Below are 13,913 nucleotides of genomic sequence, written 5' to 3'. Positions count from 1 at the left end.
TAGATCCTTTGTCTCAAAAGCTCTTTCTTTGTAGTCAGGTCACTTCGCGGTAAACTACCCTTCAGTTTAACTACCTGTCAGGACGCGCTATGCATTGCCCTTTCTGTTTCGCCGTGGATACCAAAGTGATCGACTCTCGTCTGGTGGGGGAAGGCTCTTCCGTGCGTCGCCGTCGGCAGTGTCTGGTCTGTAATGAACGCTTTACCACTTTCGAAGTGGCCGAGCTGGTGATGCCGCGGGTGGTGAAGAGTAACGATGTGCGCGAGCCCTTCAATGAAGACAAGCTGCGCAGCGGGATGCTGAAAGCGCTGGAGAAACGTCCGGTCAGCGCCGATGACGTGGAAATGGCGGTCAACCATATCAAGACCCATCTGCGTGGCACCGGCGAGCGCGAAGTGGCCAGCAAAATGATCGGCAACCTGGTGATGGAGCAGCTGAAAAAGCTGGATAAAGTCGCCTATATTCGCTTTGCGTCAGTCTATCGCAGTTTCGAAGACATCAAAGAATTCGGCGAAGAGATCGCCCGCTTACAGGACTAAGCCATGCAGGACGAAATGTACATGGCGCGTGCGCTGAAGCTCGCCGCGCGCGGACGCTTTACCACTCATCCTAATCCCAACGTTGGCTGCGTCATTGTAAAAGACGGCGAGATCGTCGGCGAGGGCTTTCACTATCGCGCCGGTGAGCCGCACGCCGAAGTGCACGCGCTACGCATGGCGGGCGAAAAGGCGCGAGGCGCCACCGCCTACGTCACCCTTGAACCCTGCAGCCACCACGGACGTACGCCGCCGTGCTGTGACGCGCTGATTGCCGCGGGCGTCAGCCGCGTGGTCGCGGCGATGCAGGATCCGAACCCGCAGGTGGCGGGGCGCGGTCTGTATCGTTTGCAGCAGGCCGGTATTGACGTCAGCCATGGGCTGATGATGAACGAAGCGGAAGCGCTGAATAAGGGCTTCCTGAAGCGGATGCGCACCGGTTTTCCGTGGATCCAACTGAAGATGGGCGCCTCGCTGGACGGCCGCACGGCGATGGCCAGCGGTGAAAGCCAGTGGATCACCTCCCCGCAGGCGCGACGCGACGTGCAGCGCCTGCGCGCCCAGAGCCATGCGATCCTCACCAGCAGCGCCACCGTGCTGGCGGACGATCCGGCGCTGACCGTGCGCTGGCAGGAGCTGAGCGCCGATACCCAGGCGCTTTATCCTGAAGAGAATTTACGCCAGCCGCTGCGCGTCGTCATCGACAGCCAGAACCGCGTCACGCCTGAGCACCGTATTGTGCAGCAGGCGGGAGAAACGCTGTTTGCCCGCCTGCGCGCGGATGAGCGCCAGTGGCCGGAAAACGTTCGCACGCTGCTGGTGCCGGAGCATAACGGCCATCTCGATCTGGTACTGCTGATGATGCTGCTCGGCAAACAGCAGATGAACAGCGTCTGGGTGGAGGCGGGGGCCACCCTGGCCGGGGCGTTGCTTCAGGCCGGTCTGGTGGATGAGCTTATCGTCTATATTGCGCCTAAACTGTTAGGCAGTGATGCGCGCGGTTTATGCGCGCTGCCGGGACTTGAGAAACTGAGCCAGGTCCCCCATTTTAAATTCAATGAGATACGTCAGGTTGGCCCGGATGTCTGCCTGCATTTAACCACTGCGTGAGGCTTTCCTGATTATTAGGAAGCAGCGCTCAGAATAATATGATAAAATCCGCCCCCCTTGCGGGGCACATGAACCCGAAGGAAGAGTATGAACATTATTGAAGCTAACGTTGCTACCCCGGACGCTCGCGTCGCCATCACCATTGCGCGTTTCAACAACTTTATCAATGACAGCCTGCTGGAAGGTGCGATTGACGCCCTGAAACGCATTGGTCAGGTAAAAGATGAAAACATCACCGTTGTTTGGGTTCCAGGCGCGTATGAGCTGCCGCTGGCGGCTGGCGCACTGGCGAAAACCGGCAAATATGACGCGGTGATCGCGCTGGGTACGGTGATTCGCGGCGGTACCGCCCACTTTGAATATGTGGCTGGCGGTGCCAGCAATGGCCTGGCGCATGTCGCCCAGGACAGTGAAATCCCGGTAGCCTTTGGTGTTCTGACCACTGAAAGTATTGAACAAGCCATCGAGCGCGCTGGCACCAAAGCCGGTAACAAAGGCGCAGAAGCTGCGCTGACCGCGCTGGAAATGATTAACGTATTGAAAGCCATCAAGGCCTGATTTTTGTAAGGGGAATTCCGTGAAACCTGCTGCTCGTCGCCGCGCCCGTGAGTGTGCCGTTCAGGCGCTCTACTCCTGGCAGTTGTCCCAGAACGACATCGCTGATGTCGAATACCAGTTCCTGGCGGAACAGGACGTAAAAGATGTTGATGTTCTGTATTTCCGCGAACTGCTGTCCGGAGTGGCGACTAACAGCGCGTACCTCGACGGCCTGATGAAGCCCTACCTGTCCCGTCAGCTGGAAGAGCTGGGCCAGGTGGAAAAAGCGGTGCTGCGTATCGCGCTGTTTGAGCTGTCTAAACGTGATGACGTGCCGTATAAAGTGGCCATCAATGAAGCTATTGAACTGGCGAAAACCTTCGGCGCTGAAGATAGCCACAAGTTCGTTAACGGCGTGCTGGACAAAGCGGCTCCGGTAATTCGTCCCCACAAGAAGTAAACTGCAGGCCGGGTTTTGCGAGGGTCGCCTCGCAACCCGGCCTTATTTATTATTTTGCTGAGGCATAACGTATGGCATGCGGCGAATTCTCCCTGATTGCCCGTTATTTTGATCGCGTTAAAAGCGCCCGCCTTGATGTTGAAACCGGCATCGGCGATGACTGCGCTCTTCTGAATATTCCTGAGAAAAAAACGCTGGCAATCAGCACCGACACCCTGGTGGCGGGCAATCACTTCTTACCCGATATCGACCCGGCCGACCTCGCCTATAAAGCGCTGGCGGTGAATCTGAGCGACCTCGCGGCAATGGGCGCGGAGCCGGCGTGGCTCACGCTGGCGCTGACTTTGCCGGCGGTGGATGAAGCCTGGCTGGAAGCCTTCAGCGACAGCCTGTTTGTCCAGCTGGACTATTACGATATGCAGCTGATTGGCGGCGATACCACCCGTGGCCCGCTCTCGATGACGCTGGGTATCCACGGCTTTGTGCCGCCGGGACGCGCCATGAAACGCGCTGGCGCGAAGCCGGGCGACTGGATCTATGTCACCGGCACCCCGGGAGACAGCGCCGCCGGCCTGGCGGTGTTGCAGAACCGGCTGACGGTAGATGAACCGTCTGACGCCGATTACCTGCTGGCCCGTCATCTGCGTCCAATGCCGCGCATCCTCCAGGGCCAGGCGCTGCGCGACCTGGCGACCTCGGCGATCGATCTTTCCGACGGCCTGATCTCCGATCTGGGGCATATTCTGAAAGCCAGCGGCTGCGGCGCGCGCATCGATCTCGATGCCATGCCGTATTCCGAGGCGATGCTGCGCCAGGTTGAGCCTGAGCAGGCGCTGCGCTGGGCGCTCGCCGGCGGGGAAGATTACGAACTGTGCTTTACCGTCCCCGAGCTGAACCGCGGGGCGCTGGACGTGGCCCTTGGCCATCTTGGCGCGCGTTTTACCTGTATCGGACAGATTGCGCCGGAGAGCGAAGGGCTGCAGTTTATCCGCGACGGTAAGCCGGTCGCGCTTGATTTAAAGGGATACGATCACTTTGCGTAGTCGAGACGAGGCGCTCAGCCGCCTGAGTATGCGTAATCCGTGGCATCTGCTGGCGACTGGCTTTGGCAGCGGCTTAAGCCCGGTGGTTCCGGGGACGATGGGGTCCCTGGCGGCGATCCCGTTCTGGTATCTGATGACCTTTCTTCCCTGGCAGCTGTACTCGCTGGTCGTGATGATGAGCATCTGTATCGGGGTTTATCTTTGTCACCGCACGGCTAAAGACATGGGCACCCATGACCACGGCAGTATCGTCTGGGACGAGTTTGTCGGGATGTGGATCACCCTGATGGCGCTGCCGACGCTGGACTGGCAGTGGGTGGCCGCCGGCTTCGTGATTTTCCGTATCTTCGATATGTGGAAGCCGTGGCCGATTCGCTGGTTTGACCGCAATATCCACGGCGGAATGGGGATTATGGTCGACGATATCGTCGCCGGCGTGATCTCCGCCGGCGTGCTGTATGTCATTGGCCATCACTGGCCGATCGGTCTGCTTTAACCGCCTCTCCCCGGCAGCGCTACGCTGTCGGGGAAACCCCACCGGTTACTTAAATCCTACCACCGGATGCGGCTGATACGGCGCCTCCAGCTTGTCGATCTGTTCCGGGGAAAGCGTCAAATCCACCGCCTGCAGCAGGTCGTCGAGCTGCTCCTGACGCGACGGGCCGATAATCGGCGCGGCCACGCCGGGTTTGCTTAACAGCCAGGCGAGGGCGACCTGGGCGCGGCTGGCGTCGAGTTCTTCCGCCACATCCGCCAGATTCTCGGCGATCTGCGCGTCGTTTTCTTCGCTGGTGCTGTAAAGCGATTTGCCGAACTCATCCGAGACCAGCCGGGCAGTGGTCTCTCCCCAGGGGCGGGTCAGCCTGCCGCGCGCCAGCGGGCTCCACGGGATCACCGCCACGCCGTTGTGCTGACACAGCGGCAGCATTTCATTCTCTTCTTCCCGGTAAATCAGATTGTAGTGATCCTGCATGGTGACGAAGCGCGCCCAACCGTTCTGTTGCTGCAGCGCCAGCGCCTGGGCAAACTGCCGGGCATGCATGGACGAGGCGCCGATATAGCGGGCTTTGCCCGCTTTCACCACCTCGTCCAGCGCTTCGAGCGTCTCTTCAATTGGCGTACTGTAGTCCCAGCGATGGATCTGCAGCAGATCGACATAGTCCATGCCAAGACGGCGCAGGCTGTCATCAATAGAGCGCAGGATCTGTGCCCGGGAAAGGCCTTCCGCCAGATCGCCGACCTGGTGATACACCTTGGTGGCGACAATCACCTCGTCGCGGCGGGCAAAGTCGCGCAGGGCGCGACCGACGATCTCTTCGCTGCTGCCGTCGGAGTAGCTGTTTGCGGTATCGAAGAAGTTGATGCCGCCTTCAATGGCGTGCTGGATAAGCGGGCGGCTGCTCTCTTCCGGAAGCGTCCAGGCGTGTCTGCCGCGGTCCGGCTCGCCGAAGGTCATACAGCCGAGGCAGAGGCGGGAAACACGTAAGGCCGTATCACCGAGGGGAATGTAGTGCATAGTGCGCTCCTGCTATTCATCAAGGGTATCCCTTAAGCATAGCAGGAGCAGGTGGGGCAATTATGCCAGCCAGTCGAGGATTTTGGCTTCAATACCGGCGGCATCGAGGCCGAGATCGGCGCGGATCTCTTCCTGAGTGCCCTGAGGAATAAAATAATCCGGCAGGCCAATATTGAGCACCGGTACCGCCCGGCGATGAGCCATCAGCACTTCGTTCACGCCGCTGCCGGCACCGCCCATGATGGCGTTCTCTTCCAGCGTCACCAGCACGTCATGCTCACCGGCGAGCTGCAGGATCAGCGCGGTATCCAGCGGCTTCACAAAGCGCATATCCACCAGGGTCGCGTTGAGTTTGTCCGCCACCGCCGCGGCCTCCGGCAGCAGGGTGCCGAAATTAAGGATCGCTATCTTCTCGCCCTGGCGTTTCACCACCCCTTTGCCGATCGGCAGCGACGCCAGCGGTTCCAGCGTCGCGCCAGTGCCGCTGCCGCGCGGATAGCGCACCGCGCTTGGCCCTTCGCTGTAGTGGTAGCCGGTGTACAGCATCTGGCGACATTCATTTTCATCGCTCGGGGTCATCACCACCATATCCGGAATACAGCGCAGGAAGGAGAGATCGAACGCCCCCTGATGCGTCTGGCCGTCTGCGCCGACGATCCCGGCGCGGTCGATAGCAAACAGCACCGGCAGCTTCTGGATAGCCACATCGTGGATCACCTGATCGTAGGCTCGCTGCAGGAAAGTGGAGTAGATGGCCACTACCGGCTTGTAGTCGCCAATTGCCAGTCCGGCGGCGAAGGTGACCGCATGCTGCTCGGCGATGGCGACGTCAAAGTACTGATCGGGGAATTTTTTCGAAAATTCCACCATCCCGGAGCCTTCGCGCATCGCCGGGGTGATCGCCATCAGCTTGCTGTCTTTGGCGGCGGTTTCGCACAGCCAGTCGCCGAAGATTTTCGAGTAGGTGGGGAGACCGCCGCTGCTTTTGGGCAGCACGCCGCTGGTATGGTCGAACTTCGGCACCGCATGGAAAGTGATGGGGTCTTTCTCGGCGGGCTCATAGCCGCGGCCTTTTTTGGTCATAATATGCAGGAACTGCGGGCCTTTCAGGTCGCGCATGTTCTTCAGGGTGCTGACCAGACCGAGCACATCATGGCCATCCACCGGCCCGATGTAGTTAAAGCCCAGCTCTTCAAACAGCGTTCCCGGCACCACCATGCCTTTGATATGTTCTTCGGTCCGCTTAAGCAGTTCTTTAATCGGCGGTACGCCGGAGAAAACCTTTTTGCCGCCTTCGCGCAGGGTGGAGTAGAGCTTACCGGAGAGCAGCTGCGCCAGATGATTGTTCAGCGCGCCAACGTTCTCGGAAATCGACATTTCATTGTCATTCAGCACCACCAGCAGGTCGGGTTTGATGTCCCCGGCGTGGTTCATCGCCTCAAACGCCATGCCGGCGGTGATCGCCCCGTCGCCAATCACGCATACCGCGCGCCGCTGCTTATCCTCTTTCGCGGCGGCGATAGCCACCCCGATACCGGCGGAAATGGAGGTGGAGGAGTGGCCGACGCTCAGCACGTCATACTCGCTTTCACCGCGCCACGGGAAGGGGTGCAGGCCGCCTTTCTGGCGAATGGTGCCGATTTTATCCCGGCGGCCGGTCAGAATTTTATGCGGGTAGGCCTGATGGCCGACGTCCCAGATCAGGCGATCGAACGGCGTGTTATACACGTAGTGCAGCGCCACGGTCAGTTCCACCGTGCCGAGGCCAGAGGCAAAGTGACCGCTGGAGCGGCTGACGCTGTCCAGCAGATAGCGCCGCAGCTCATCACACAGCTTCGGCAGGCTCTCTTTTGGCAACAGGCGCAACTCCTGGGTGGAATCTACCAGCGCCAGGGTCGGGTATTTGGCAATATCAAAACTCATCAGAGACTCATTTATTGTTTATTTATCGCGCTGAATAATGTAATTCGCGAGCGCTTCCAGTGCCGAAGTATCCAGAGATTGTGCGGCCAGCTCATCTAACGACCGGCGGGCATCAGCGATCAGGTCGTGCGCTTTCTTCCGGGCTTGCTCAAGACCCAGGAGGGCGGGATAGGTGCTTTTACCCAATTGCTGGTCGGCACCCTGACGTTTGCCAAGGGTCGCAGTATCCCCTACCACGTCGAGAATGTCATCCTGGACCTGGAAGGCAAGACCGATATTTTCCGCATAGCGATCCAGCGCGGGCAGGGCAGCGCGGCCGCGTTCGCCGGCGCTCAGCGCCCCCATCCGGACGGCGGCGCGGATCAACGCCCCCGTTTTGTGGCGATGGATACGCTCCAGCGCCTGCAGATCCACCTGCTGTCCTTCCGCCTCCAGATCCAGCGCCTGGCCGCCGCACATACCCGCCACGCCGCTGGCCTGCGCCAGTTCGGAGACCATCGCCAGCCGGTCCCGATCAGAGACGTCGGCCATCGGCGCATCACTCAGTATAGAGAACGCCAGCGTTTGCAGGGCATCTCCCGCAAGAATTGCGTTGGCTTCGCCAAATTTAATATGACAAGTCGGCAGTCCGCGACGCAGATCGTCATCATCCATCGCCGGCAAATCATCATGCATCAGGGAATAAGCATGAATACATTCGACCGCCGCGGCGGGGGCATCGAGCGTGGTGCGGCTGACGCCGAACATCGCGCCGGTGGCATAGACAAGGAAGGGGCGCAGGCGTTTACCGCCTAAGAGTGCGCCATAATGCATCGCTTCCACCAGCGGAGTGTTCTGAAAGGGCTGCGGCGCGATAAAACGGCGCAATGCCCCATTAGCCTGTTCCACACAGGCCTGCAATTGTTGCGGGAAATCCATTTTATTCAGCGTCCGGCGTAAAAGGCGTGGTCGGGGAATCTTCACTATCCGCCAGCAGGATCTGCACGCGCTGTTCGGCCTTCTGCAGCTGACTTTGCCCCTGGCGCGCCAGCTGTACGCCGCGCTCAAATTCGCTTAGCGCTTCCTCTAACGGCAAATCGCCGCTTTCCAGACGGTTAACGATCTGCTCCAGTTCGCCCAGAGCGGTTTCAAAGCTGGCCGGGGCCTCATTTTTCTTTGGCATAGTGAATGTAGACTCTTGTTATGTCGCGACGGCAATACCGGGTATGGTAACGAAGTCACGCGTGTAAGCAAATAACGCGCAATGGTGATATACTCCGCGCCCAGGATGCAGGCACCGGTGTGCGCTGCTTTACAACTTTTGCTTATAGCCCCGTCGGGCTTGCCAACGAACTATTGTCGCCATGAAGTTTATCATTAAATTGTTCCCGGAAATCACCATCAAAAGCCAATCTGTGCGGTTGCGCTTCATTAAAATCTTAACCGGGAACATTCGTAACGTTCTCAAAAATTATGACGAGACGCTGGCCGTCGTCCGTCATTGGGATCATATCGAAGTTCGCGCGAAAGATGAAAATCAGCGCCCGGCTATTCGCGATGCGCTGACCCGTATCCCCGGCATCCACCATATTCTGGAAGTCGAAGACGTACCGTTCACCTCGCTGCACGATATTTTTGAAAAGACGCTGCCGCTGTGGCGCGAGGCGCTGGAAGGCAAAACCTTCTGCGTGCGTGTGAAGCGTCGCGGCAAACATGAATTCACCTCAATTGAGGTGGAACGCTACGTCGGCGGCGGTCTGAATCAGCATATTGAAACGGCGCGCGTGAAGCTGACCGACCCGGACGTCACCGTCAATCTCGAGATTGAAAACGATCGCCTGCTGCTGGTGAAAGGCCGCTATGAAGGCATCGGCGGCTTCCCGATCGGCACCCAGGAAGATGTGCTGTCGCTGATCTCCGGCGGCTTTGACTCCGGCGTTTCCAGCTATATGCTGATGCGCCGCGGCTGCCGCGTGCACTACTGCTTCTTTAACCTTGGCGGCGCCGCCCATGAGATTGGCGTTCGCCAGGTCGCGCATTACCTGTGGAACCGCTTCGGCAGCTCGCACCGTGTTCGCTTTGTGGCGATTAACTTTGAGCCCGTGGTCGGCGAAATCCTCGAAAAAGTGGACGACGGTCAGATGGGCGTCGTGCTCAAGCGCATGATGGTCCGCGCCGCGTCAAAAGTCGCGGAACGCTACGGCGTGCAGGCGCTGGTCACCGGCGAAGCGCTGGGCCAGGTTTCCAGTCAGACCCTCACTAACCTGCGTCTGATCGACAATGTCTCCGATACTCTGATCCTGCGCCCGCTGATTTCGCACGATAAAGAGCACATCATCGACCTGGCGCGTGAGATCGGCACGGAAGATTTCGCCCGCACCATGCCGGAATACTGCGGCGTGATCTCGAAGAGCCCGACCGTGAAGGCGGTAAAGGCGAAGATTGAAGCGGAAGAAGAACACTTCGATTTCAGCATCCTCGATAAAGTGGTGGAAGAGGCGAGCAATATCGACATTCGCGATATTGCCCAGCAGACGGAAGCCGCCGTGGTTGAAGTGGAAACCGTGACCGGCTTTGGCGCTAACGACGCGATCCTCGACATCCGCTCCATTGACGAGCAGGAAGACAAGCCGCTGAAGGTCGAGGGCGTTGAAGTCGTTTCGCTGCCGTTCTACAAGCTGAGCACCAAATTTGGCGATCTCGATCAGAGCAAAACCTGGCTGCTGTGGTGCGAGCGCGGGGTGATGAGCCGTCTGCAGGCGCTCTATCTGCGCGAGCAGGGCTTCAGCAACGTGAAAGTTTATCGCCCGTAACGGGTTGCCATCCATATTGAAAAAGGCCTTCCCCGATGGAAGGCCTTTTTGTCATCCCCGGGCCAGCGCATTAGCGCAGGGTCATCGCCAGGTCACATGACCGTGTGAAACGCGCCGCCAGAGCGAAAATCAAAGGCCAGTACCTCGATTTGCCAGGGCTTCGGGCACCACCAGATTTTGAGCAAGGCAGGATCGGCCCACGCGCGCCACAGGGCAGAGGCGGGCGCGCTGAGCTGACGGCTGATGACAAGATCGCGAGAATCGGTTGCGCTACGGGACATGCTACGACTCCTCAGGAAAAGGGGAGCCAGTCCGCGGCGCGGACCGGCTATCAGGCTTCGTAGTAATTATAGATGCCGGCGGCCATCACCAGCTGCGAGGCGACCTCATACGCTTTCTCGCGACCCACCAACAGGTCAATCATTTTCAGGGCGAAATCAATCGATGTCCCCGGTCCCTGGCTGGTTAACAGATTCACCCGTGGATCCCAGACCACCCGTTTATCCTGCCACTGATCGGCGGGGATATGTTCCTTCAGCGCCGGAAAACCGGTCATGTTACCGATCGGGAACAGCTGATGGGGCACCAGCACGGTCGCCGGGGCGGCGCAGATGGCGGCCACAATGCGGCCTGAGAGGTGGAACTGTCGGACGGTTTCCACCAATAGGGGGCTGTCGCGGAAGCACTCTGCGCCCTTGATGCCGCCCGGGAGGACGATGATATCGAAATCACCATCGGCCACCTCGACCAGCGGCGCATCCGCCAGCAGTTTGACGCCGCGCGAGCAGACGATGGTCAGGCCGCCGTCGCTGGCGACGCTGGCGGTGTTTACCTTCACTCCGCCGCGGACCAGCAGATCGATAGTGGTGACCGCTTCGGTCTCTTCGCTACCAGGGGCGAGGCAAATCAGTGCCGACGCGCTCATATTCATTCTCCTTACGCTTGATCAATTCAAATAAGCGGGCGTTTTCCGGTACGGCAACGCCGTGGGCGCGGGCGCGGTTGAGCAGAAAACCGGTGATATAGTCGATCTCCGTGTGCCGCTGGGCGCGGATGTCCTGCAGCATGGATGAGATATTTTCTGCCGTACTTTCAATCACCTGTTCGACATAAAATAGCAGGTTTTCCGCCGAGGTATGAATACCTTCGCGCTCCATCACCGCCGCCACCTCGCGGCAAATCGCGGCAACTTCCTGCGGATAGTTGCGCAGATCGCCGTTTTTACATCCTTTAAGCGCGGTCAGGGGGTTAATGACGCAGTTAACCGCCAGCTTGCGCCAGGTGGCTGAGTGAATGCTATTGTGCCAGGCGACGTCCGGCAGCACGCGCTGTAGCACTTCAGCGAGGTAGCTGTAGTCCTCTCCATAGCTTTTCGCCGGTCCGATATGGGTCGTGCCCTGGGCGACGTGGATGATAACATTACCGTCGCGCCGTGCCGCCTGGGTGGTAGAGGCCAGCAGCAAGGGTTGTTTCACACTGCGCAGTTCTTCGACGGTGCCCATTCCGTTATGCATCAGCACTATCGGTGTGGTGATCGGCAGGATCCCGGCCAGGTGCTTCACCGCGTTCGAAACCTGCCAGGCTTTTAAGGTAACAATCAGCAGTTCGCTGCCGGCAAGAAAATCGGGGTCGTTGGCCGTCAGCGACTCGTTGAACACCGAGCCATCGGTTTCAATGACATTAACGCTACAGAATGGCTGAGGTACGCGCAACCAGCCCTGGACTTCATGTCCCTGTTTGCACAACGCGGTCAGCCATAATTGTCCAAGAGCACCGCATCCCAGTACGGTTACTTTCATTCTTCCTCCTCATCTGCCACTACCCCAGGCGCTGATGGCTCAAGTATATCTCATCGCATTTCGCATCGCCGGACGGCAGGGGGCGCTTCAGCACCGTCGGGCACAGCGGGGAAAATAGCGCGAGCGTTGTGTAATCAGCTAAGCTTCCGGGATAACAAGTTGAGTTATGCCGCGTTGCAGGTATTATGCAACGCAAAAGAAACGGAAGGAGAGGAAAAGATGCCATCTTTCGATATTGTCTCTGAAGTTGATCTTCAGGAAGCCCGTAACGCGGTGGACAACGCGAGCCGCGAAGTCGAGTCGCGTTTTGATTTTCGTGGCGTTGAAGCCACGTTTGAATTAAACGACGCCAACAAAACCATTAAAGTGCTGAGTGAGTCTGACTTCCAGGTGAACCAGCTGCTGGATATCCTGCGCGCCAAGCTGCTCAAACGCGGTATTGAAGGCACCTCCCTCGACGTGCCGGAAGATATCGTGCACAGCGGTAAAACCTGGTTTATTGAAGCGAAGCTGAAGCAGGGCATTGAAAGCGCGGTGCAGAAGAAGATCGTCAAACTGATCAAAGACAGCAAGCTGAAAGTGCAGGCGCAGATTCAGGGCGAAGAGATCCGCGTGACCGGTAAGTCCCGCGACGATCTGCAGTCGGTGATGGCGCTGGTGCGCGGCGGCGATCTGGGACAGCCGTTCCAGTTCAAAAACTTCCGCGACTAACGCGGCGTCAAACAGCAAAAAGCGGGGAATTCCCCGCTTTTTTTATACCCCTTTGATGAGCTGCTCTATCTCGAAGCGGTTGGTGACCTTGCTGTCGATTTTGATATACACCGAGCGCTCCTCAGGCACCACCAGCGCCTGATGAACCCCGCTGGCGTTCAGCAGACGCGCCTGCAGAGCATCATCGACCACCACGCCGTCCGGTACCTCCACCCGCAGGCTGCTGACGTAGGGCGGCTCGCTCATGGTACTCGCCACCAGCAGCCACAGCATCGCCAGCAGGGCGCCCAGCAGAAACACGGTCTGCGAATCAAAGAACCCATCGACCCAGCCGCCAAGCGCACCGCCAATGGCTACCCCGAGGAACTGGCTGGTGGAGTAGACGCCCATCGCGGTGCCTTTGTAGCCCGCCGGCGACTCCTTACTAATTAAGGACGGCAGCAGCGCTTCCAGCAGATTAAACGCCAGGAAGAAGAGCTGGACGCCCGCCACCAGCTCCCAGAAGTAGCCCCCGGCGCCCCAGAGGACAATTTCCGCAATCAGCAGGATGGCGACACACAACAGGAAGACGCGCTTCATCTTGCGCTTCACTTCGGCGTAGATGATAAACGGCACCACCGAGATGAACGAGATAACCATAGTCACCAGATAAATCTTCCAGTGCTCGGCGGCCGGAAAGCCGGCGGCCTCGAGCTGTCCGGGCAGCGCGACAAAGGTGGACATCAGCATGATGTGCAGACACATGATGCCAAAGTTGAGTTTTAGCAGGCGCGGTTCCGCCAGTACCTTGCTAAAGCAGCCCTGCACCATCCCCGATTCGCGGTTGAGCACGTGGTTATGGCTGTTGGGCACCACCCACAGGGTGAGCAGGATGCCGAGGGTCGCCAGGATGGCGATCATCCAGAATAGCGCGTGCAGCCCCAGCTGGTGAGTGACAATTGGCCCCAGCACCATGGCGATGGCGAAAGTCACACCGAAACTGACGCCGATAAACGCCATCGCTTTGGTGCGGTTCTGTTCGCGGGTGAGATCGGACAGCAATGCCATGACCGCGGCGGCGATGGCGCCGGAGCCCTGCAGGGCGCGGCCAAGAATGATGCCCCAGATAGAGTCGGTGAGCGCGGCGATGACGCTGCCGAGTACAAAAATAAGCAGGCCGCCGACGATCAGCGGCTTACGGCCAATACGGTCAGATAACAATCCGAAGGGGATCTGAAAAACTGCCTGCGCCAGGCCGTAGATACCGATCGCCAGGCCAATCAGCGCTTCACTGGCGCCCTGCAATGCCATGCCATACGTGGTCAGAACCGGCAGGACCATAAACATGCCAAGCATGCGCAGGGAGAATACGGTCCCTAAACCCCAGGTCGCGCGCAGTTCCCCTGGCGTCATTTTGTTATCGTTCATTACCACCTCAATATAAAAACTGCGCCTAGTGTAGCGGCGGGGGGTAAGAAGCGTAAATAAATGTTTGTTTAACAGATAT

The 13,913-nt window shown here is 58.8% G+C and carries 15 protein-coding genes and 1 pseudogene; 8 read left to right on the top strand and 8 right to left on the bottom strand.

What is annotated here, in order from left to right:
• Positions 1 to 89 precede the first annotated feature (89 nt).
• From nrdR to pgpA, 6 genes are all read left to right on the top strand, one after another.
• Positions 90 to 539 carry a transcriptional regulator NrdR gene (gene nrdR, locus B8P98_RS21750; protein WP_002890417.1) on the top strand — a complete coding sequence of 150 codons (450 nt, stop codon included), beginning with the start codon at positions 90 to 92 and terminating at the stop codon, positions 537 to 539.
• A 3-nt stretch (positions 540 to 542) separates the two neighbouring features.
• A complete protein-coding gene (gene ribD, locus B8P98_RS21745; RefSeq protein WP_025710640.1) occupies positions 543 to 1,646 on the top strand; it encodes a bifunctional diaminohydroxyphosphoribosylaminopyrimidine deaminase/5-amino-6-(5-phosphoribosylamino)uracil reductase RibD in 1,104 nt (367 codons plus the stop codon).
• Between the two features lie 87 nt (positions 1,647 to 1,733).
• Positions 1,734 to 2,204, top strand: coding sequence for a 6,7-dimethyl-8-ribityllumazine synthase (ribH, locus tag B8P98_RS21740; RefSeq protein WP_001021161.1), 471 nt, complete (start codon positions 1,734 to 1,736; stop codon positions 2,202 to 2,204).
• Between the two features lie 19 nt (positions 2,205 to 2,223).
• Positions 2,224 to 2,643: a transcription antitermination factor NusB gene (nusB, locus tag B8P98_RS21735; protein ID WP_004204833.1), complete on the top strand. Its 420-nt coding sequence runs from the start codon at positions 2,224 to 2,226 to the stop codon at positions 2,641 to 2,643.
• Positions 2,644 to 2,714: 71 nt separating this feature from the next.
• Positions 2,715 to 3,686 (top strand): thiamine-phosphate kinase, encoded by a 972-nt coding sequence (gene thiL / locus B8P98_RS21730; RefSeq protein WP_025710641.1) that lies wholly within the window; start codon positions 2,715 to 2,717, stop codon positions 3,684 to 3,686.
• Positions 3,687 to 3,714: 28 nt separating this feature from the next.
• Entirely contained in the window at positions 3,715 to 4,182 is a 468-nt protein-coding gene (gene pgpA / locus B8P98_RS21725; protein ID WP_004204830.1) for a phosphatidylglycerophosphatase A, read from the top strand.
• Between the two features lie 45 nt (positions 4,183 to 4,227).
• Here pgpA and B8P98_RS21720 read toward each other — a convergent pair whose 3' ends face one another.
• Genes B8P98_RS21720 through xseB form a run of 4 tightly spaced genes read right to left on the bottom strand, consistent with a single transcriptional unit; the run spans position 4,228 to position 8,287 of the window.
• On the bottom strand, positions 4,228 to 5,202 hold the full coding sequence (locus tag B8P98_RS21720) for an aldo/keto reductase (protein ID WP_025710642.1): 975 nt from the start codon (positions 5,200 to 5,202) through the stop codon (positions 4,228 to 4,230).
• Between the two features lie 60 nt (positions 5,203 to 5,262).
• Positions 5,263 to 7,125, bottom strand: a complete 1,863-nt coding sequence (gene dxs, locus B8P98_RS21715) for a 1-deoxy-D-xylulose-5-phosphate synthase (protein WP_025710643.1) — start codon at positions 7,123 to 7,125, stop codon at positions 5,263 to 5,265.
• An 18-nt stretch (positions 7,126 to 7,143) separates the two neighbouring features.
• Positions 7,144 to 8,043 (bottom strand): (2E,6E)-farnesyl diphosphate synthase, encoded by a 900-nt coding sequence (gene ispA / locus B8P98_RS21710; RefSeq protein ID WP_008805381.1) that lies wholly within the window; start codon positions 8,041 to 8,043, stop codon positions 7,144 to 7,146.
• 1 nt (position 8,044) lies between these two features.
• On the bottom strand, positions 8,045 to 8,287 hold the full coding sequence (xseB, locus tag B8P98_RS21705; protein WP_002891398.1) for an exodeoxyribonuclease VII small subunit: 243 nt from the start codon (positions 8,285 to 8,287) through the stop codon (positions 8,045 to 8,047).
• 181 nt (positions 8,288 to 8,468) lie between these two features.
• Between xseB and thiI the strand changes: the two genes are divergently transcribed.
• The gene (gene thiI / locus B8P98_RS21700; protein WP_008805382.1) at positions 8,469 to 9,917 is read left to right on the top strand and encodes a tRNA uracil 4-sulfurtransferase ThiI; all 1,449 of its coding nucleotides are present in this window, start codon (positions 8,469 to 8,471) and stop codon (positions 9,915 to 9,917) included.
• 95 nt (positions 9,918 to 10,012) lie between these two features.
• Here the strand turns inward: thiI and B8P98_RS21695 are convergent.
• The 3 genes and pseudogenes from B8P98_RS21695 to panE form a co-directional block, all read right to left on the bottom strand.
• Positions 10,013 to 10,198, bottom strand: a pseudogene (locus B8P98_RS21695) (SRPBCC domain-containing protein); the annotation flags it as partial.
• Positions 10,199 to 10,248: 50 nt separating this feature from the next.
• Positions 10,249 to 10,842 carry a protein deglycase YajL gene (yajL, locus tag B8P98_RS21690; RefSeq protein WP_080897010.1) on the bottom strand — a complete coding sequence of 198 codons (594 nt, stop codon included), beginning with the start codon at positions 10,840 to 10,842 and terminating at the stop codon, positions 10,249 to 10,251.
• Positions 10,805 to 11,716 carry a 2-dehydropantoate 2-reductase gene (panE, locus tag B8P98_RS21685; RefSeq protein WP_080897009.1) on the bottom strand — a complete coding sequence of 304 codons (912 nt, stop codon included), beginning with the start codon at positions 11,714 to 11,716 and terminating at the stop codon, positions 10,805 to 10,807. Before panE ends, yajL begins: the two co-directional genes overlap by 38 nt.
• Before the next feature lie 219 nt (positions 11,717 to 11,935).
• On the opposite strand from panE, the gene B8P98_RS21680 reads away from it, so the two are divergent.
• Positions 11,936 to 12,427, top strand: a complete 492-nt coding sequence (locus tag B8P98_RS21680) for a YajQ family cyclic di-GMP-binding protein (RefSeq protein WP_025710646.1) — start codon at positions 11,936 to 11,938, stop codon at positions 12,425 to 12,427.
• A 42-nt stretch (positions 12,428 to 12,469) separates the two neighbouring features.
• On the opposite strand, the gene B8P98_RS21675 is transcribed toward B8P98_RS21680, so the two are convergent.
• Entirely contained in the window at positions 12,470 to 13,834 is a 1,365-nt protein-coding gene (locus tag B8P98_RS21675) for an MFS transporter (protein WP_025710647.1), read from the bottom strand.
• Positions 13,835 to 13,913: the final 79 nt, after the last annotated feature.

The sequence above is a fragment of the Klebsiella quasivariicola genome (assembly GCF_002269255.1).
Taxonomy (GTDB): Bacteria; Pseudomonadota; Gammaproteobacteria; order Enterobacterales; family Enterobacteriaceae; genus Klebsiella; species Klebsiella quasivariicola.
This window is presented reverse-complemented; position numbering and strand designations above follow the sequence as displayed.

Bases quoted from the DNA above. Each gene is read 5' to 3' on its own strand.
- thiL (WP_025710641.1), top strand. From the start codon at position 2,715: ATGGCATGCGGCGAATTCTCCCTGATTGCCCGTTATTTTGATCGCGTT.
- yajL (WP_080897010.1), bottom strand. From the start codon at position 10,842: ATGAGCGCGTCGGCACTGATTTGCCTCGCCCCTGGTAGCGAAGAGACC.
- pgpA (WP_004204830.1), top strand. From the start codon at position 3,715: ATGCGTAATCCGTGGCATCTGCTGGCGACTGGCTTTGGCAGCGGCTTA.
- ribD (WP_025710640.1), top strand. From the start codon at position 543: ATGCAGGACGAAATGTACATGGCGCGTGCGCTGAAGCTCGCCGCGCGC.
- B8P98_RS21680 (WP_025710646.1), top strand. From the start codon at position 11,936: ATGCCATCTTTCGATATTGTCTCTGAAGTTGATCTTCAGGAAGCCCGT.
- thiI (WP_008805382.1), top strand. From the start codon at position 8,469: ATGAAGTTTATCATTAAATTGTTCCCGGAAATCACCATCAAAAGCCAA.
- B8P98_RS21675 (WP_025710647.1), bottom strand. From the start codon at position 13,834: ATGAACGATAACAAAATGACGCCAGGGGAACTGCGCGCGACCTGGGGT.
- ribH (WP_001021161.1), top strand. From the start codon at position 1,734: ATGAACATTATTGAAGCTAACGTTGCTACCCCGGACGCTCGCGTCGCC.
- dxs (WP_025710643.1), bottom strand. From the start codon at position 7,125: ATGAGTTTTGATATTGCCAAATACCCGACCCTGGCGCTGGTAGATTCC.
- B8P98_RS21720 (WP_025710642.1), bottom strand. From the start codon at position 5,202: ATGCACTACATTCCCCTCGGTGATACGGCCTTACGTGTTTCCCGCCTC.
- ispA (WP_008805381.1), bottom strand. From the start codon at position 8,043: ATGGATTTCCCGCAACAATTGCAGGCCTGTGTGGAACAGGCTAATGGG.
- panE (WP_080897009.1), bottom strand. From the start codon at position 11,716: ATGAAAGTAACCGTACTGGGATGCGGTGCTCTTGGACAATTATGGCTG.
- nrdR (WP_002890417.1), top strand. From the start codon at position 90: ATGCATTGCCCTTTCTGTTTCGCCGTGGATACCAAAGTGATCGACTCT.
- xseB (WP_002891398.1), bottom strand. From the start codon at position 8,287: ATGCCAAAGAAAAATGAGGCCCCGGCCAGCTTTGAAACCGCTCTGGGC.